The organism is Pantoea sp. EKM20T, from assembly GCF_011800485.1.
In the GTDB taxonomy this organism is placed as follows: domain Bacteria; phylum Pseudomonadota; class Gammaproteobacteria; order Enterobacterales; family Enterobacteriaceae; genus Pantoea; species Pantoea agglomerans.
In genome coordinates, this window is the sequence record NZ_JAALFW010000002.1 from 480711 (window position 1) to 498344 (window position 17634).

The window sequence follows — 17634 nt, forward strand, 5'->3', positions numbered from 1 at the left end:
AGGGATTTATGAACTTTCTGGTCACCGGCGCCGCAGGTTTTATTGGTTTTCATGTCAGCCAGCGTCTGCTGGCCGCCGGTCACCAGGTTGTCGGTATCGACAACCTGAATGATTATTACGACGTAAATCTCAAGCATGCCCGTCTCAATTTAATTAAGGCCGATCCTGGTTTTACTTTTATTGAGATGGACCTGGCGGACCGTGACGCAATGGCGTCACTGTTCGATCAGCAAAAATTCCAGCGCGTTATTCATCTTGGCGCTCAGGCTGGTGTCCGGTATTCCATTGAAAATCCTCATGCCTACGCAGACTCCAATCTGATTGGTCACCTCAATATCCTTGAAGGTTGCCGTCATCATAAAATTGAACATCTGCTCTACGCCTCATCCAGTTCAGTCTATGGTCTGAATCGCAAGATGCCGTTCTCAACCGAAGATAGCGTTGATCATCCGGTTTCTTTATATGCAGCGACCAAAAAAGCCAACGAGTTAATGTCACACACTTACTCGCATCTCTATCAGCTGCCGACCACTGGATTGCGCTTCTTTACGGTCTATGGCCCGTGGGGCCGTCCGGATATGGCGTTATTCAAATTCACCCGTGCAATGATTGCCGGTGAGGCGATTGACGTTTATAACCAGGGCCAGATGAAACGCGACTTTACCTATATTGACGATATTGCTGAAGCCATTGTTCGCCTGCAGGATGTTATTCCACAACAGGACGACAACTGGACAGTTGAAACCGGATCGCCGGCAACCAGTTCAGCGCCTTATCGTGTTTATAATATTGGAAACAGTCAGCCTGTCACGTTGATGAGCTATATCGAAGCGATTGAAAAAGCCCTGGGCATTACTGCGAAGAAAAATCTGATGCCAATGCAGCCTGGAGATGTCCTGGAAACCAGTGCTGATACCGAAGCCTTGTTTAAGGCAATTGGATTCAAACCGCAGACCGGGGTCGAAGAGGGCGTTAAAAACTTTGTGGACTGGTACCGCGACTTTTACCGCGTCTGAGTATCTGATTAAAAGAAAAAAAGGAAGCTCCGGCTTCCTTTTTTATTGCGCATCAGGCTGCCAGGAAGGCAGTGACACTGCGGGTTTTTACAGTAAAAAATCGTCCAGCTTTTTACCCTGTTCTTCCAGCGCTTTTTTAATCACGGCCGGTGTGCGGCCCTGACCGGTCCAGGTTCTGGACTCGCCTTTTTCATCGGTGTAACCATATTTAGCCGGACGTACTGAGCGTTTACCTTTTGCCGCAGTCCGTGTGTCGGTCAGCGTGTTAATCAGTTCATTCGGGTCAATACCATCAGCCAGTAGCATTTCACGATACTGATTAAGTTTACGTGTGCGTTCTTCATTTTCTGCCTGAAAATGAGACTCTTCTTCGCGGCGCTCTTTTACTACTACGTCCAGCTTTTCCAGCATCTCTTCCAGTATTTCAACGGAATACTCTCTGGCCTGGGCGCGCAGCGTACGGATATTATTAAGAACTTTTAGTGCTTCGCTCATTGTCCTGGTCTCTGAATAAGGGAAAAGTTGTGTTGCCCGCTAATAGTAGTGGCGACATAAAATAACTGCAATCATAAAAATATGTATATCACTAATTACCCAGGTGACTAAAAATAATTTTCACCAGAAAATTGCACAGTTGTGCAGAATAAAAATATTTTCCTTTAGTCCGATATCAAATAAATTTAATGTATTCAGGTCAGCAACAAAAACGTCATTGATTTGGTTGCGGGTAAAATAAGCAAAACTTATCCCGTTCGGCACTGCACATAACAGGCGCTGGAAACGGCATGCAGAGGAATAAACGGCCAGTCGTTACACTTTATTCACTCATCAACCGCAACGTATTGCCGCCGCTTTGTGGTAATATGCGCGCCATTCCATTCAGTCCTGATGAAGATACGCGCCGATGGCTCAACTCTATTTCTATTACTCTGCCATGAATGCAGGGAAATCAACCGCACTGCTACAATCCTCATATAACTATCATGAGCGCGGCATGCGTTCACTGGTTTACACTGCTGAAATCGATAATCGCTTTGGTGCCGGGCAGGTGAGTTCCCGTATCGGACTATCGTCACCGGCGTTGCTATACAACGCAGAGACATCACTCTACAGCGACATCGCTGCTGAACATGCCGTTCATCCTGTCCACTGCGTGCTGGTTGATGAGAGTCAGTTCCTGACCCGTGAGCAGGTTAAAGCGCTGTCAGATGTTGTAGACGACCTTGATATTCCGGTGCTCTGTTATGGTCTGCGAACGGATTTTCGCGGTGAACTGTTTGTTGGCAGTCAGTATCTGCTGGCGTGGGCAGATAAGCTGGTTGAACTCAAAACTATTTGTCACTGTGGGCGCAAGGCCAGTATGGTTCTGCGACTGGATAGCGAGGGCAAACCTTTCAGTGAGGGTGAGCAGGTGGTGATTGGCGGTAACGAACGTTATATCTCAGTCTGCCGCAAGCATTATAAACAGGCGATAGAGCAGGGATCGTTACAGGCGATCCATGGCGCTCAGACTCCGCTGAATTAACCCTATTGTTCAGGTAATAAAAAACCCGCCGAGGCGGGTTTTTTTATCAGACAGTCAGAACGGCACTATCAGACTTTTTTGGCTTTCTTCTCAAGCTTAATACCTTTTACCGGCTGCTCGGCAATGGCTTCGGCTACGCTTGAGAACGGTTCGACAAATTCACGACCGTAGTAGGTATCGAGCATAATCTGTTTCAGTTCAGCAATCAGCGGATAACGTGGGTTAGCACCGGTACACTGGTCATCAAACGCATCATCGGCCAGTTTATCGACTTTCGCCAGGAAGTCCGCTTCCTGCACACCCGCCTCACGGATAGAGGTTGGAATACCAAGTTCAGTTTTAATCTCATCCAGCCAGGCGAGCAGCTTCTCAATTTTCTGCGCGGTGCGGTCGCCTGGTGCGCTCAGACCCAGATGGTCAGCAATCTCGGCGTAGCGACGGCGCGCCTGAGGGCGATCGTACTGGCTGAAAGCGGTCTGTTTAGTCGGGTTGTCATTCGCGTTGTAGCGAATAACGTTAGAGATTAACAGGGCGTTGGCCAGGCCGTGTGGGATATGGAACTCTGAACCCAGCTTATGCGCCATTGAGTGACAAACCCCGAGGAAGGCGTTGGCAAACGCAATACCGGCGATAGTGGCGGCATTGTGTACGCGCTCACGCGCCACCGGATTTTTGGCGCCTTCGGCATAGCTGGCTGGCAGATTCTCTTTCAGCAGTTTCAGTGCCTGCAGTGCCTGTCCGTCAGAGTATTCATTCGCCAGCACTGAAACATAAGCTTCCAGCGCGTGGGTCACGGCATCCAGACCGCCGAAGGCGCAGAGTGAACGCGGCATATCCATCACCAGGTTGGCATCGACAATCGCCATATCAGGCGTCAGTGCGTAGTCAGCGAGCGGATATTTCTGACCCGTCGCATCATCGGTCACTACAGCAAACGGCGTGACTTCAGAACCGGTACCGGACGTGGTGGTGATGGCAATCATGCGCGCTTTGACACCCATTTTCGGGAACTTGTAGATACGTTTACGGATATCCATGAAACGTAACGCCAGCTCCTCGAAGTGAGTTTCCGGATGTTCGTACATCACCCACATGATTTTCGCGGCATCCATCGGTGAGCCACCGCCCAGCGCGATGATGACATCCGGTTTGAAGCTGTTCATCTGCTCAGCACCTTTACGCACGATGCTCAGCGTCGGGTCAGCTTCAACTTCGAAGAACACTTCCGTTTCAATGCCGTGTGATTTCAGCACGCGGGTCACCTGGTCGGCATAGCCGTTATTGAACAGGAAGCGGTCAGTGACGATAAAGGCACGTTTCGCGCCATCCGTTGCCACTTCTTCCAGCGCAATTGGCAGTGAACCCCGACGGAAGTAGATGGATTTAGGAAGTTTATGCCACAACATATTCTCAGCTCGCTTGGCGACAGTTTTGGTATTGATCAGATGTTTTGGACCGACGTTCTCTGAAATAGAGTTTCCGCCCCACGAACCACAACCCAGCGTCAGAGACGGCGCCAGTTTAAAGTTGTAGAGGTCGCCGATACCACCCTGCGAGGCGGGGGTGTTGATCAGAATACGCGCGGTTTTCATTTTGTCGCCGAAGTAGTGAACGCGTTCGGTCTGATTGTCCTGATCGGTATAGAGACAGGAGGTGTGGCCGATACCGCCCATGGCGACCAGTTTTTCTGCTTTCGCGACCGCATCCTGGAAATCTTTCGCCCGATACATCGCAAGGGTTGGTGAGAGTTTTTCATGGGCGAACGGCTCAGACTCATCCACCAGCTTCACTTCGCCAATCAGAATCTTAGTGCTCGGTGGCACGCTGATACCGGCCATCTCCGCAATTTTGAACGCTGGCTGGCCTACGATAGCCGCATTCAGGCCGCCGTTTTTCAGAATAATATTCTGCACCGCACTCAGTTCGGCACCCTGCAGCATATAACCGCCGTGGCTGGCGAAACGTTCACGCACCGCGTCATAGACTGAATCGACCACAATCACCGACTGTTCAGAGGCGCAGATAACCCCGTTATCAAAGGTTTTCGACATCAGAATCGACGCAACCGCACGTTTAATATCGGCGGTTTCATCAATCACGACAGGCGTATTACCCGCACCGACACCAATCGCAGGTTTACCGGAGCTGTAAGCCGCTTTCACCATGCCCGGACCGCCAGTGGCGAGAATCAGGTTGATGTCAGGGTGGTGCATCAGTTGATTGGACAGCTCAACGGAAGGTGCGTCGATCCAGCCGATAATATCTTTTGGCGCACCGGCAGCCACCGCCGCCTGCAGCACGATATCTGCAGCTCTGTTGGTCGCATCTTTGGCGCGTGGATGAGGAGAGAAGATGATGCCGTTACGGGTTTTAAGACTGATTAATGCTTTGAATATGGCGGTTGAAGTGGGGTTGGTCGTCGGGACGATACCGCAAATCAGGCCAATAGGTTCGGCGATGGTAATGGTGCCGAAAGTATCATCCGTGGCTAACACACCACAGGTTTTTTCATCTTTATAAGCGTTGTAGATATATTCTGAAGCAAAATGGTTTTTGATCACTTTGTCTTCGACGATGCCCATACCGGATTCGGCAACGGCCATCTTGGCAAGCGGGATTCGGGCGTCTGCGGCGGCGAGGGCGGCGGCACGGAAGATAGCGTCGACCTGTTGTTGAGAAAAGTTGGCATATTCACGCTGGGCTTTTTTTACACGTTCAACCAGTGCATTAAGTTCGGCGACATTGGTTACGGCCATGGTGTTCTCCTGAAGGAAGTTAAACTTTTTTAGTAAACAATCCTGCGCCATGAGTATAGTCACGTTGCCATAAGGCGCTGGACTGGATTAGAACGCCCGGATTTTCAACTGTTTACTGAACTAGTCTTCTGTTGCAGTCAGTGAGGTTTTCTTCGCTGACGCTAATACTTCCGTTGCGAAAAGATTACCTGGTTTGGGGTAGGGCAATTTTGATGCAGATCAATTTAACCGCAAGCTGACACCTTTCAGCTCCCCTTTACGCCCTTTGTTTATCAAATTGGTTACCTCTTCACGTCATCTGCCTGGTAGCGGCTAAATCCAGTCACTTTTTAATCTCTGGGGTAACGCGCTGGATGCGCCGTCATTCAACAGTATAAATAGCTGAGTCAGCATCTGGCGTCCGTGCCTGTTTTCACATACATTAGGCGCGTTTTCCCCCCCTGTGGTACGGAGTAAAGTCGTGAACCCTGCGCTGTTAGATTTATCAGGCTATATAAAATTTTTTGTCGGGCTCTTTGCGCTGGTCAATCCGGTGGGAATTATTCCGGTCTTCATCAGCATGACCCGTTATCAGGGGGTGGCTGAGCGTAACAAAACCAACCTCACTGCCAATCTGGCGGTTGCTATTATTCTCTGGACGTCACTGTTCCTTGGTGATGCGATTCTGCATGTGTTTGGTATCTCGATTGACTCCTTCCGCATCGCGGGTGGGATCCTGGTCGTCACCATTGCGATGTCGATGATCAGCGGCAAGCTGGGCGAAGATAAGCAGAATAAGCAGGAGAAGTCAGAAACGGCGATTCGTGAAAGTGTGGGGGTTGTGCCGCTGGCGTTGCCGCTGATGGCGGGGCCGGGTGCTATCAGCTCGACCATTGTCTGGAGCACCCGCTACCACAGCTGGATAAATCTGCTGGGGTTCACCCTGGCGATTGCCATTTTTGCATTCTGCTGCTGGTTACTCTTTCGGGCCGCGCCGTTAATGGTGCGTATTCTTGGCCAGACCGGTATCAACGTCATTACGCGTATTATGGGTCTGTTACTGATGGCACTGGGCATCGAATTTGTTGTCACCGGCATGAAGTCCATTTTTCCCGGCTTACTCAATTAAACGCCTACTTATTTCAGAGAGTGAAGTGAAATAATGATCCGTAATGGTGCAGGAGGGGCATTTTATGCACCATTACGATGCAATTATTCGTTGTGCTTAACAGAATCAGGCAATTATAAATTTCATTACTGCGTGCTGGCTCACAGACTTTTTTCTGCAAAATAATGTCACTATTTTCACACGATATTCTGCTCTCTATTTTCGTGTAAGCCTCACAAACTGCCAGAATAATCACGCTATCTTAAATTTCATCACGCTGAAGCCAGATTCCCCAATATAAGTGCCAAAAAAGAGGCTGTTTGTCGCTGCTTTCCGCTCCTGAGAGGGGTTTCCAGCTAAATAGTCTATTTTTCATATCGATATGATATTTTCAGGACGAAAATTAACACTTCCGCTGCCTGACTTCTCATGATAAAAGAGAATTAGTTAACATTTTAGCTATTTTGCTTTGGCGCGCCTTCACGGCTTCTGATAATTTTTGGCCCAACGTAAAATTTTTTCTCCGAAAGCCCAAAGTGAGAACGCTTTTTGCTTAAGCCTGTCGGGATACTTAATTTAAGGTTGGCGTTTCGCATGATTGGGATGAAGAATTTGCAGCAGCAGCGGTCAAAACTCGCAGTCGTTTTGTTAATGGCATTTTCTCCGGCCTATGCCGCCACGGTGCCGCCGGGTACAACACTGACCGCGCAGCAACAGATTGTGATCAATAACGGCAGTGAAGTCTCCTCGCTGGATCCGCATAAAACCGAAGGCGTGCCGGAATCCAACATTATTCACAACCTGCTGGACGGCCTGGTCAATACCGATAACAGCGGGCAGGTCGTTCCTGGCGTCGCTAAAAGCTGGGAAAACCCGCAACCCACCGTCTGGATTTTTAATCTGCGGGAGGATGCGAAGTGGAGCAACGGTGAGCCGGTTACCGCCACTGATTTCGTCTACAGCTGGCGCCGTCTGGTGGACCCGACAACCGCGTCGCCTTACTCCAGCTATCTGCAGGCAGCCCATTTTGCCAATATTGATGCCATCCTTGCCGGTAAAGCGTCACCCGATCAGCTGGGCGTGAAGGTGCTGGATGCCCATCGGCTGCAAATTACCCTGAGTGAACCTGTTCCTTACCTGGTGGCGATGTTAGCGCATACGGCGATGAAACCGGTTTATGAGCCAGCCATTAAGCAGTGGGGGGAAGCCTGGACCCGCCCGGGTCACTACATCGGCAACGGCGCCTACACGCTGAGCGACTGGGTAGTGAATGAAAAAATTGTCGTGAAGCGCAATCCTCGCTACTGGGATAATGCGCACACGGTGATTGAACAGGGGACATTCCTGCCGATCGCCTCTGAAAACAGCGATATCAATCGCTACCGCAGCGGCGGCACGGACATTACCAACAGTGCGGTGCCACCAGAGATGTTTGGCAAGCTGCGCAAAGAGCTGGGCGATGAAGTGAAGGTCAGCCCGCTGCTCTGCACCTTCTACTACGAGATTAATAACAAAAAGCCGCCGTTTACCGATGCGCGGGTGCGTGCCGCGCTGAAGATGACCCTCGATCGCGAGGTGATTGCCAATAAGATCATGGCCCAGGGGCAGATTCCGGCTTATAGCCTGACGCCGCCTTTTACCGCCGGTATCAAACTCACGCCACCTGCCTGGTTCACCTGGACGCAGGCGCAGCGTAATGAAGCCGCGAAGAAGCTGCTGGCAGAGGCCGGCTTTGATGCTGCCCATCCGCTGACCTTTACGCTGCTCTACAACACTTCCGATCAGAACAAACGGCAGGCGATTGCGGCCGCGTCGATGTGGCAGAAAAACCTGGGTGCTAAGGTGACGCTGCAGAATCAGGAGTGGAAAACCATGCTGGAGACCCGTCATCAGGCGCAGTATGACGTGGTGCGCGCCACCTGGTGTGCCGACTACAACGAACCCTCAACCTTCCTGAACAGGCTGATCAGCAACGCCTCGATCAACACCGCGTTTTACAGCAGCGCGACCTTTGATCGTCTGATGGCGGAGACGCTGACGGCGGGCAGCGAGGCGCAGCGCGCCAGCCTGTATCAGCAGGCTGAAACACAACTCGACAAAGACTCACCAATTGTGCCAGTTTACTACCGCGTAAGTGTGCGCCTGGTGAAGCCCTGGGTTGGCGGCTTCACGGGCAAAGACCCGCAGGACATGACAGACCTGAAGTACTATTTCATCAAAAAACACTGATCTGATCGCCCGTTCGGCGAGACAGTCGGAAAGCGCATCAGCAAACAGACCTTTTTTTGGGGTCAATCTCCCTGGTAACAGGCCAGGGAGCCCGCAGACGGGGGACGCCGGGGCAGAGCATCGCCACGGTGACGATAATAAAACTGGAGTGTAATAATGAACAACATCACGAAAAAAAGCCTGATTGCAGCGGGCGTTTTCGCCGCAGTGAGTGCGCTGGCAGGGAATGCGGCTTTCGCGGCAACGGTGCCTGCGGGCGTTGAGCTGGCCGCTAAACAGGAGCTGGTTCGCGGCAATGGCGATGAAGTGCAGTCGCTCGATCCGCACAAAATTGAAGGTGTTCCGGAAGATAACGTGGCGCGTGATCTTTACGAAGGTCTGCTGGTCAATGACAGCAACGGTAAACCGATCCCGGCCGTAGCGGAAAGCTATGAAAATAAAGATTTCAAAGTGTGGACTTTCCACTTACGTAAAAATGCCAAATGGTCCAATGGCGAGCCGGTCACCGCGCAGGACTTCGTCTACAGCTGGGAGCGTCTGGTCGATCCTAAAACCGCCTCACCGTATGCCAGCTATCCGCAGTATGGTCATATCCTGAACGTCGATGACATCATCGCCGGTAAAAAACCAGTTACCGATCTGGGCGTAAAAGCTATTGATGACCACACGCTGGAAGTCACCCTGAGTGAGCCGGTTCCCTATTTTGATAAGCTGCTGATTAACTCCGTCATGTCACCGGTTTACAAACCGGCGATTGAGAAATTTGGCGATCAGTGGACGCAGCCGCAGAACTGGGTCGGCAACGGTGCCTTTAAGCTTGAAGCGCACGTGATTAACGAACGTATCACCCTGGTGCGTAACCCGAACTACTGGGACAATGAGCATACGGTGCTGAACAAAGTCACCTTCCTGCCGATCAGTTCAGAAGTCAGCGATGTTAACCGCTACTTCTCCGAGAACGGCAGCGACATGACCTATAACAACCTGCCAATTGAGCTGTTTAAAAAGCTGCAGCGTGACAACGGTAAAGAGCTGCACGTCGATCCATATCTCTGCACCTATTACTACGAAATCAACAACCAGAAAGCGCCATTCACCGATCCGCGCGTGCGCGCTGCCCTGAAGCTGGGTCTGGATCGTGACATCATGGTGAATAAAGTGCTGGCGCAGGGCCAGAAACCTGCCTATAGCTACACGCCACCAGCGACCGACGGCATGGACATTCTGCCGCCAGACTGGTTCAAATGGTCACAGGACAAGCGTAATGCCGAGGCGAAAAAGCTGCTGGCCGAAGCGGGCTACACCGCCGACAAACCGCTGACCTTTAACCTGCTCTATAACACCTCCGATCTGCACAAAAAGCTGGCGATTGCTGCCTCCTCGATCTGGAAGAAAAATATCGGCGTGAACATCAAGCTGGAAAACCAGGAGTGGAAAACCTTCCTGGATACCCGTCATCAGGGTAACTACGATGTTTCCCGTGCGGCATGGTGTGCGGACTACAATGAACCGACTTCGTTCCTGAACACCATGCTGTCCAACAGCAGCAGTAACACCTCGCACTATAAGAGCGATGCGTTTGACAAAGTGATTCGCGACGCGATTAAGGCCCCGGATGCTAAAGCCCGTGCAGCTGACTATCAGCAGGCCGAGCAGATCATGGATAAAGACAGCACCATCGTCCCGGTTTACTACTACGTGAATACCCGTCTGGTGAAACCTTATGTCGGCGGTTATACCGGTAAAGATCCACTGGATAAAACCCTGGATAAAAACTTCTACATCATCAAACACTAATAGCATTCAGGCTATCAGCAGTGGCGGCGCCTCTGGCGCCGCCTTTTACTTTTTTCATATGTTGTGAAGCAACAGCCTGGTAGGTACGGCAATGTTAAAATTCATCCTGCGTCGCTTGCTTGAAGCGCTACCGACGCTGTTCGTCCTGATTACCATCTCCTTCTTTATGATGCGACTGGCGCCCGGCAGCCCGTTTACCGGCGAGCGCACCCTGGCACCGGAAGTGATGGCCAACATTGAGGCGAAATATCACCTCAACGATCCTATCGGTAAGCAGTATGTCGATTACCTGGTGCAGCTGGCGCACGGCGACTTCGGCCCATCCTTTAAATACAAAGATTATTCGGTCAACTATCTGGTCGCGCATGCATTCCCGGTCTCGGCCAAACTCGGCCTGGCCGCGTTTCTGCTGGCGGTGGTGCTTGGCGTCACGGCCGGAGTTATCGCTGCGCTCAAACAGAACAGCTTGTGGGATTTTGCGGTGATGGGGGTGGCAATGACCGGCGTGGTGATACCCAGTTTCGTGGTCGCGCCGTTGCTGGTTCTGCTGTTCGCCATCACTCTGAAGTGGCTGCCGGGCGGCGGCTGGAATGGCGGGCAGTGGAACTACATGCTGCTGCCGATGGTGGCGCTGTCGCTGGCTTACATCGCCAGTATCGCACGTATCACCCGGGGATCGATGATTGAAGTGATGCACTCCAACTTTATCCGCACCGCGCGCGCCAAAGGCTTACCGCTGCGCCGCATTGTAATGCGTCATGCGCTGAAGCCCGCGTTGCTGCCGGTGATCTCCTACATGGGACCGGCATTTGTCGGCATCATCACCGGGTCGATGGTGATTGAGTCGATCTACGGTCTGCCGGGCATCGGTCAGCTGTTTGTGAACGGCGCCCTGAACCGTGACTACTCACTGGTGATGAGCCTGACCATTCTGGTGGGTTTGCTGACCATCGTATTCAACGCGATTGTTGACGTGCTCTATGCCGTTATCGATCCCAAAATTCGTTACTGATTGCGGAGTTCGCCATGATGTTAAGTAAGAAAAACAGCGAAGCTCTTGATGCGTTCAGTGAGAAGCTGGAAGTAGAAGGGCGTAGTCTCTGGCAGGACGCGCGTCGTCGTTTTATTCATAACCGCGCTGCCTCCATCAGCCTGCTGGTGCTGTTCCTGATCACCCTGTTCGTGATCTTTGCGCCGATGCTGGCGCAGTTCACTTACGACGATACCGACTGGGCTATGATGTCCTCGCCGCCCGATACCACCTCTGGTCACTGGTTCGGCACTGATTCTTCGGGTCGTGACCTGCTGGTACGTGTGGCTATCGGTGGCCGGATCTCGCTGATGGTGGGCGTGGCTTCTGCGCTGATCGCGGTGATTGTCGGGACGCTCTATGGCTCGATTGCTGGCTATCTCGGCGGCAAAACAGACTCGGTGATGATGCGTATTCTGGAAATCCTTAACTCCTTCCCGTTTATGTTCTTCGTGATCCTGCTGGTGACCTTCTTTGGTCGCAATATCCTGCTGATTTTTGCCGCCATCGGCATGGTTTCGTGGCTCGATATGGCGCGTATTGTGCGCGGCCAGACGCTGAGCCTGAAGCGCAAAGAGTTTATCGAAGCGGCCCATGTGGGCGGGGTATCGACCTGGAAAATCGTGGTGCGCCACATCGTGCCGAACGTGCTGGGCGTGGTAGTGGTTTACGCCTCGCTGCTGGTGCCGAGCATGATCCTGTTTGAATCCTTCCTGAGCTTCCTGGGACTGGGTACGCAGGAGCCGCTGAGCAGCTGGGGCGCACTCCTCAGCGACGGGGCAAACTCGATGGAAGTGTCGCCGTGGCTGCTGCTCTATCCGGCAGGCTTCCTGGTGGTCACGCTGTTCTGTTTCAACTTTATCGGCGATGGCCTGCGTGATGCCCTCGACCCGAAAGATCGTTAAGGAGTTTCCCGATGACTATTCATGAATTCCAGCCAGCAATGGCGGCCCGCGCGGGAAGTGAACAGCTACTTACGGTCAAAGATTTACGCGTTACCTTTGGCACGCACGATGGTGATGTTACCGCCGTTAACGACCTGAACTTCTCGCTGCGCGCCGGTGAGACGCTGGGCATTGTCGGTGAGTCCGGTTCCGGCAAGTCACAAACCGCCTTTGCCCTGATGGGGCTGCTGGCGAAAAATGGCCGCATTGGCGGTTCGGCGATGTTCAATGGCAAAGAGATCCTGAATCTGCCCGAGAACAAGCTCAATAAACTGCGCGCCGAACAGATTGCGATGATTTTCCAGGACCCGATGACCTCGCTGAACCCCTATATGCGGGTGGGCGAGCAGCTGATGGAAGTGCTTAAGCTGCATAAAGGGATGAACAACGCGCAGGCGTTTGAAGAGTCGGTGAGAATGCTGGATGCGGTGAAAATGCCGGAAGCGCGCAAGCGGATGAAGATGTATCCGCATGAGTTCTCCGGCGGTATGCGTCAGCGCGTCATGATCGCCATGGCGCTGCTGTGCCGTCCCAAACTGCTGATTGCCGACGAGCCGACCACTGCGCTGGATGTTACCGTCCAGGCGCAGATTATGACGCTGCTCAACGACCTCAAGCGCGAGTTCAACACCGCCATTATCATGATCACCCACGATCTGGGTGTGGTGGCGGGGATCTGCGACAAAGTGCTGGTGATGTATGCCGGACGCACCATGGAGTATGGCCGTGCCCGCGATGTCTTTTATCAGCCGTCACATCCTTACTCGATTGGTCTGCTTAATGCGGTGCCGCGTCTGGATGCGGAAGGGGAAAGCCTGACGACGATTCCGGGTAATCCACCCAACCTGCTGCGTCTGCCGCAGGGCTGCCCCTTCCAGCCGCGTTGCCCGCACGCTATGGATATCTGCACCCAGGCACCACCGCTGGAACCCTTTGGCGAAGGCCGTCTGCGTGCCTGCTTTAAGCCGGTGGAGGAGTTAGTATGAGCACCGTAGCTGAAAAAAGAGTGTTGCTGGAAATCGCCGACCTCAAGGTGCATTTCGACATCAAAGATGGCAGGCAGTGGTTCTGGCAGCCATCAAAAACCCTGAAAGCAGTCGATGGGGTCAGCCTGCGTCTGTATGAGGGGGAAACCCTGGGCGTGGTAGGCGAGTCTGGCTGTGGTAAATCGACCCTGGCGCGCGCCATTATCGGGCTGGTGAAGGCGACCGAAGGTCGGGTCGCCTGGTTAGGCCGTGATCTGCTGGGGCAAAGTGAAGAGGAGTGGCGCAAGGCGCGAAGCGATATCCAGATGATATTCCAGGATCCGCTGGCGTCGCTGAACCCGCGTATGACCATCGGCGATATTATCGCAGAGCCACTGCGTACCTATCATCCAAAAATGGCGCGTCAGGAAGTGAAAGACCGCGTTAAAAATATGATGATGAAGGTGGGGCTGCTGCCTAACCTGATTAACCGCTATCCGCACGAGTTCTCGGGCGGTCAGTGTCAGCGTATCGGTATCGCCCGCGCGCTGATTCTGGAGCCAAAGCTGATTATCTGTGATGAGCCGGTCTCCGCACTGGACGTCTCGATTCAGGCCCAGGTGGTTAACCTGCTGCAGCAGCTGCAGCGCGAAATGGGCTTATCGCTGATCTTCATTGCGCACGATCTGGCGGTGGTGAAACATATCTCTGACCGGGTGCTGGTAATGTATCTGGGGCATGCGGTGGAGCTGGGTACCTACAAAGAGGTCTACAGCAATCCTCAGCATCCTTATACCCGTGCGCTGATGTCCGCGGTGCCGATCCCCGATCCGGACAAGGAGAAGAACAAGCAGATTCAGCTGCTGGAAGGGGAGCTGCCGTCGCCGATCAATCCGCCATCAGGCTGCGTGTTCCGCACCCGTTGTCCGATTGCCGGTCCGGAGTGTGCGAAAACCCGGCCGCTGCTGGAAGGCAGCTTCAATCACGCGGTCTCCTGTCTGAAAGTCGACCCGCTATAATGCAAAACGCCGGGCAATCGCCCGGCGTTTTCTTATCAAATCTGACGCTTACTCACGCCACAGGATATGACAAAGCTTGTGGTCTTTCTCGCGGCACAGCAGCACGCGAGCAAAGACGTCGGTGATCGGCTCACCGTCCGCTTCACCCAGCCCAATCACCACCTCGGCGAAGAAGTCCGGGTTCAGATCGAAATCGACATGATCTTTCCAGTCTTCAGAGGGATCGAACAGCTCTGCGCCACCGCGCTCTTCGAACTGCAGATTGAAGAGAATGACGTCTGCCGGATCAAGATTGTCGACTGCCAGTTCGAGAAAAATATCGTAGGCTTGTTCCAGCGTTTCATCTTCGGTAAGGCGATTATTTAAATCCATAGTCTGTCCTGTCGGCCTGCGGCCATTTACACAATCTGGCTCGTTTTACAGTAAAGGACTGAAGAAGTAAAACAGTCGTTCGACGATGCGTTGCCACCAGGCACGTTTTGCCCAGCGCTTGCCATCCAGCAGGCGGGAACGGGCGATATAGTCATCCTGCACACAGGCGAGATCGCTGCCAAAACCCGCATCATCAACCACCAGCGTCACTTCAAAATTCAGCCATAAACTGCGCATATCGAGATTCACGGTTCCCACCAGGCTCAGTTGTCCGTCGACCAGCACGCTTTTGGTGTGCAGCAGGCCATCTTCAAACTGATAAATTTTCACGCCCGCTTCCAGCAACTCACTGAAGAAGGAGCGGCTGGCCCAGCCAACCAGCAGCGAGTCATTGTGACGAGGCACAATCACGCTGACATTGACGCCACGCTGCGCCGCCGTACAGATAGCATGCAGCAGATCGTCGCTCGGCACTAAGTAGGGCGTGGTCATGATCAACTGTTCACGTGCCGAATAGACCGCAGTCAGCAGCGCCTGATGGATCATATCTTCCGGGAAGCCGGGACCGGAGGCGATCACCTGCACGGTGTGGCCGCTCTCCTGTTCAAACGGCATAATGTTGCGATCGGGCGGTGGCGGTAAAATGCGTTTGCCGGTCTCTATCTCCCAGTCGCAGCTGAAAACAATCCCCATCGCGGTGGCAACCGGGCCTTCCATTCGCGCCATCAGGTCAATCCACTGACCGACACCCGCGCTCTGTTTGAAGAAGCGCGGATCGACCAGGTTCATGCTGCCGGTATAAGCGATGTAGTTATCAATGAGTACGATTTTGCGGTGCTGACGCAGATCCATCCGTCGCAGGAAGACGCGCAGCAGGCTGACCTGCAACGCTTCCACCACATCGATTCCGGCATTGCGCATCATGCCGACCCAGGGGCTGCGGAAAAAGGTAACACTGCCCGCAGAGTCGAGCAGCAGACGGCAATGAACGCCTCGGCGTGATGCCGCCATCAGCGATTCCGCCACTTCATCCGCCAGACCGCCGGGATGCCATATATAGAACACCATCTCAATGTTGTGGCGGGCCAGCTGGATATCACGAATCAACGCCTGCATCACGTCGTCGGCGCTGGTGAGCAGCTGCAGCTGGTTGCCCTTGACCCCGGCGATGCCCTGACGATGGTAGCAAAGCTCAAACAGCGAACGCGCAACGTCGCTGTGTTCGGTGGCAAAAATTTCACGGCACTGCTTAAGGTCAGTAAGCCAGCGGGCAGTGGATGGCCACATGGTGCGGGCGCGCTCTGCACGACGTTTACCCAGATGGAGTTCGCCAAAAGAGAGATAAGCGATAATCCCGACCAGCGGCAGAATATAGATAACCAGTAGCCAGGCCATCGCGGATGTCACTGCCCGTCGCTTCATCAATACGCGCAGCGTAACCCCGGCGATCAGCAGCCAGTAACCAAACACCAGCAACCAGCTGATCAGGGTATAAAAAGTGGTCATAAAGTGGACATCCCGTTCGCGCTTTCGTCCGGCAAGTTTACGTGCAGATGACGGCTAACGGAACCCTTTATCCCGGACATCCTCGATGAAGGATCCGATTTGGCATTACCGCAGAGATCTCTATAATGCCCTCGCGTATATCTCGTGTGTATGACGTCAGAGAGGAAGTGATGAAACGAAGCAGAAATGAAGTGGCGCGCTGGAGAATGTTACGGCAGGTGCATCGCCGCCGCTCACGCTGGCTGGAAGGGCAGTCGCGGCGGTATAAGCGTATCCACTGCATTCGCCATCAGCTGGCACAACAGCAGCGTCGTTCGATTCTGTTTATTACGCAGATAATATAGCGAAAGCCCGGTGAATTCAGCCTGTCGGACAAAGCAGGCTATTCAGACTTCAAATCAGGCTTCAAAAAAAACCGATTCTGCCATCGCCCGTCGCGCTATCAGGTGCTCCTGATGCGACGCGCCACGATCGCTGACTTCGCGCATCAGACATTCCATTGAGCTGCCCAGCTCAGTCGGCCTGTGGTAACCCACACGATCGTACCATTCGTAAGACCACTGACGCGATTTACGCTGATAATAGACAGTGAGCCACACTGAGCAATTAGCAGGGTAACCACTCATTACTTCTATTTTGGGGTCAACAATAGAAAGGAGCCGGGATAACAGCGGGTCGAGCAATGTAAGGGACTGGCCAGAATAAGTTTTATGCATAATGTGCCCGCGACTGTGCTGTGCATCCATTCAGAGGTTCAACTCACAAGGGGTAAATGTAGACAGCTCTGCGAGATAATTCCTCTTTAATACTAAAAAAAGGGCGGAAAGATCATATTTTAATAGTAAAACAGGTCATTCAGGCGCGGACTAAAGAGGGAATATTAACAGGATAAAAACCGCAGGCTAACAAGTTGTACAACTTTACAATGTTGTAATGTGCTGTTATTTATGAGTTTATTGTCATTAAAACGTGACGATCTGATTTTTTAAGCTAAATATCTGTACAGATAGCTCGTTGTTGTATAACTTTATCGCATCGGTTATTAATCTTAAATGAATCCTATGAGGGTCAACCATGCAGACTAACGTTCGTATTCCCGCTTCAGTCTCTGACATCTCCGCGTATTTACACAGCGCCGCGCAGCCCTCACAACAGGCCATTCTTGGCTCCGTCGTGACGGAAATTATCAGTTCGGGTCGTAGTCTGAATCGTAAAGCGATCTGCTCAAAACTGATCGGCCGTTTACAGCATGTCACCAGTCCGGAAGAAGAACAGCACTATCATGCGCTGATTGGCCTGATTCTGGATCGCGGTTAACTCATCGCTGAAAATAGCCAGTGGCGGGATATTAAAGAGAGCGTGTATTACTGAATGACCAGGCCGGTGTA

The 17634-nt window shown here is 52.7% G+C and carries 16 protein-coding genes; 11 read left to right on the top strand and 5 right to left on the bottom strand.

Features of this window, described 5'->3' with window-relative positions; genetic code table 11:
- The first annotated feature begins 8 nt into the window (after positions 1-8).
- A complete protein-coding gene (locus HFD94_RS05465; protein ID WP_050679584.1) occupies positions 9-1016 on the top strand; it encodes an NAD-dependent epimerase in 1008 nt (335 codons plus the stop codon).
- Between the two features lie 87 nt (positions 1017-1103).
- Here HFD94_RS05465 and hns read toward each other — a convergent pair whose 3' ends face one another.
- Entirely contained in the window at positions 1104-1511 is a 408-nt protein-coding gene (hns, locus tag HFD94_RS05470; RefSeq protein ID WP_010244359.1) for a histone-like nucleoid-structuring protein H-NS, read from the bottom strand.
- A gap of 409 nt (positions 1512-1920) precedes the next feature.
- Here hns and tdk point away from each other — a divergent pair, with 409 nt between their 5' ends.
- Positions 1921-2541 carry a thymidine kinase gene (gene tdk, locus HFD94_RS05475; RefSeq protein ID WP_167432863.1) on the top strand — a complete coding sequence of 207 codons (621 nt, stop codon included), beginning with the start codon at positions 1921-1923 and terminating at the stop codon, positions 2539-2541.
- Between the two features lie 68 nt (positions 2542-2609).
- Here tdk and adhE read toward each other — a convergent pair whose 3' ends face one another.
- On the bottom strand, positions 2610-5297 hold the full coding sequence (gene adhE / locus HFD94_RS05480; protein ID WP_167432864.1) for a bifunctional acetaldehyde-CoA/alcohol dehydrogenase: 2688 nt from the start codon (positions 5295-5297) through the stop codon (positions 2610-2612).
- Between the two features lie 460 nt (positions 5298-5757).
- Here adhE and HFD94_RS05485 point away from each other — a divergent pair, with 460 nt between their 5' ends.
- The 7 genes from HFD94_RS05485 (at position 5758) to oppF (ending at position 14368) form a co-directional block, all read left to right on the top strand.
- The gene (locus HFD94_RS05485) at positions 5758-6405 is read left to right on the top strand and encodes a YchE family NAAT transporter (protein WP_010244367.1); all 648 of its coding nucleotides are present in this window, start codon (positions 5758-5760) and stop codon (positions 6403-6405) included.
- Positions 6406-6987: 582 nt separating this feature from the next.
- Positions 6988-8613 (top strand): ABC transporter substrate-binding protein, encoded by a 1626-nt coding sequence (locus HFD94_RS05490; protein WP_167432865.1) that lies wholly within the window; start codon positions 6988-6990, stop codon positions 8611-8613.
- A 156-nt stretch (positions 8614-8769) separates the two neighbouring features.
- Positions 8770-10410 (top strand): oligopeptide ABC transporter substrate-binding protein OppA, encoded by a 1641-nt coding sequence (oppA, locus tag HFD94_RS05495; RefSeq protein ID WP_010244375.1) that lies wholly within the window; start codon positions 8770-8772, stop codon positions 10408-10410.
- A 91-nt stretch (positions 10411-10501) separates the two neighbouring features.
- On the top strand, positions 10502-11422 hold the full coding sequence (gene oppB, locus HFD94_RS05500; RefSeq protein WP_010244379.1) for an oligopeptide ABC transporter permease OppB: 921 nt from the start codon (positions 10502-10504) through the stop codon (positions 11420-11422).
- Between the two features lie 14 nt (positions 11423-11436).
- Positions 11437-12345 carry an oligopeptide ABC transporter permease OppC gene (gene oppC / locus HFD94_RS05505; RefSeq protein ID WP_010244382.1) on the top strand — a complete coding sequence of 303 codons (909 nt, stop codon included), beginning with the start codon at positions 11437-11439 and terminating at the stop codon, positions 12343-12345.
- A gap of 11 nt (positions 12346-12356) precedes the next feature.
- Positions 12357-13370 (top strand): ABC transporter ATP-binding protein, encoded by a 1014-nt coding sequence (locus tag HFD94_RS05510; RefSeq protein WP_010244386.1) that lies wholly within the window; start codon positions 12357-12359, stop codon positions 13368-13370.
- Positions 13367-14368: a murein tripeptide/oligopeptide ABC transporter ATP binding protein OppF gene (gene oppF, locus HFD94_RS05515; protein ID WP_010244389.1), complete on the top strand. Its 1002-nt coding sequence runs from the start codon at positions 13367-13369 to the stop codon at positions 14366-14368. Before HFD94_RS05510 ends, oppF begins: the two co-directional genes overlap by 4 nt.
- Before the next feature lie 48 nt (positions 14369-14416).
- Here the strand turns inward: oppF and HFD94_RS05520 are convergent, their stop codons facing one another.
- Both HFD94_RS05520 and cls read right to left on the bottom strand, forming a co-directional pair.
- On the bottom strand, positions 14417-14740 hold the full coding sequence (locus HFD94_RS05520) for an HI1450 family dsDNA-mimic protein (RefSeq protein WP_003853921.1): 324 nt from the start codon (positions 14738-14740) through the stop codon (positions 14417-14419).
- A gap of 45 nt (positions 14741-14785) precedes the next feature.
- Positions 14786-16246, bottom strand: coding sequence for a cardiolipin synthase (gene cls / locus HFD94_RS05525; protein WP_010244396.1), 1461 nt, complete (start codon positions 16244-16246; stop codon positions 14786-14788).
- A 170-nt stretch (positions 16247-16416) separates the two neighbouring features.
- Here cls and HFD94_RS05530 point away from each other — a divergent pair, with 170 nt between their 5' ends.
- Positions 16417-16590 carry a YciY family protein gene (locus tag HFD94_RS05530; protein WP_003853917.1) on the top strand — a complete coding sequence of 58 codons (174 nt, stop codon included), beginning with the start codon at positions 16417-16419 and terminating at the stop codon, positions 16588-16590.
- 54 nt (positions 16591-16644) lie between these two features.
- Here the strand turns inward: HFD94_RS05530 and HFD94_RS05535 are convergent, their stop codons facing one another.
- Entirely contained in the window at positions 16645-16872 is a 228-nt protein-coding gene (locus HFD94_RS05535; RefSeq protein WP_228312651.1) for a hypothetical protein, read from the bottom strand.
- Positions 16873-17320: 448 nt separating this feature from the next.
- Here HFD94_RS05535 and ycgZ point away from each other — a divergent pair, with 448 nt between their 5' ends.
- Positions 17321-17563 (top strand): regulatory protein YcgZ, encoded by a 243-nt coding sequence (gene ycgZ, locus HFD94_RS05540; protein ID WP_010244401.1) that lies wholly within the window; start codon positions 17321-17323, stop codon positions 17561-17563.
- The last annotated feature ends 71 nt before the right edge of the window (positions 17564-17634 follow it).

Bases quoted from the DNA above. Each gene is read 5' to 3' on its own strand.
- oppC (WP_010244382.1), top strand. From the start codon at position 11,437: ATGATGTTAAGTAAGAAAAACAGCGAAGCTCTTGATGCGTTCAGTGAG.
- hns (WP_010244359.1), bottom strand. From the start codon at position 1,511: ATGAGCGAAGCACTAAAAGTTCTTAATAATATCCGTACGCTGCGCGCC.
- HFD94_RS05530 (WP_003853917.1), top strand. From the start codon at position 16,417: ATGAAACGAAGCAGAAATGAAGTGGCGCGCTGGAGAATGTTACGGCAG.
- oppB (WP_010244379.1), top strand. From the start codon at position 10,502: ATGTTAAAATTCATCCTGCGTCGCTTGCTTGAAGCGCTACCGACGCTG.
- tdk (WP_167432863.1), top strand. From the start codon at position 1,921: ATGGCTCAACTCTATTTCTATTACTCTGCCATGAATGCAGGGAAATCA.
- HFD94_RS05510 (WP_010244386.1), top strand. From the start codon at position 12,357: ATGACTATTCATGAATTCCAGCCAGCAATGGCGGCCCGCGCGGGAAGT.
- adhE (WP_167432864.1), bottom strand. From the start codon at position 5,297: ATGGCCGTAACCAATGTCGCCGAACTTAATGCACTGGTTGAACGTGTA.
- HFD94_RS05535 (WP_228312651.1), bottom strand. From the start codon at position 16,872: ATGAGTGGTTACCCTGCTAATTGCTCAGTGTGGCTCACTGTCTATTAT.
- oppA (WP_010244375.1), top strand. From the start codon at position 8,770: ATGAACAACATCACGAAAAAAAGCCTGATTGCAGCGGGCGTTTTCGCC.
- HFD94_RS05465 (WP_050679584.1), top strand. From the start codon at position 9: ATGAACTTTCTGGTCACCGGCGCCGCAGGTTTTATTGGTTTTCATGTC.
- ycgZ (WP_010244401.1), top strand. From the start codon at position 17,321: ATGCAGACTAACGTTCGTATTCCCGCTTCAGTCTCTGACATCTCCGCG.
- cls (WP_010244396.1), bottom strand. From the start codon at position 16,246: ATGACCACTTTTTATACCCTGATCAGCTGGTTGCTGGTGTTTGGTTAC.
- oppF (WP_010244389.1), top strand. From the start codon at position 13,367: ATGAGCACCGTAGCTGAAAAAAGAGTGTTGCTGGAAATCGCCGACCTC.
- HFD94_RS05490 (WP_167432865.1), top strand. From the start codon at position 6,988: ATGAAGAATTTGCAGCAGCAGCGGTCAAAACTCGCAGTCGTTTTGTTA.
- HFD94_RS05520 (WP_003853921.1), bottom strand. From the start codon at position 14,740: ATGGATTTAAATAATCGCCTTACCGAAGATGAAACGCTGGAACAAGCC.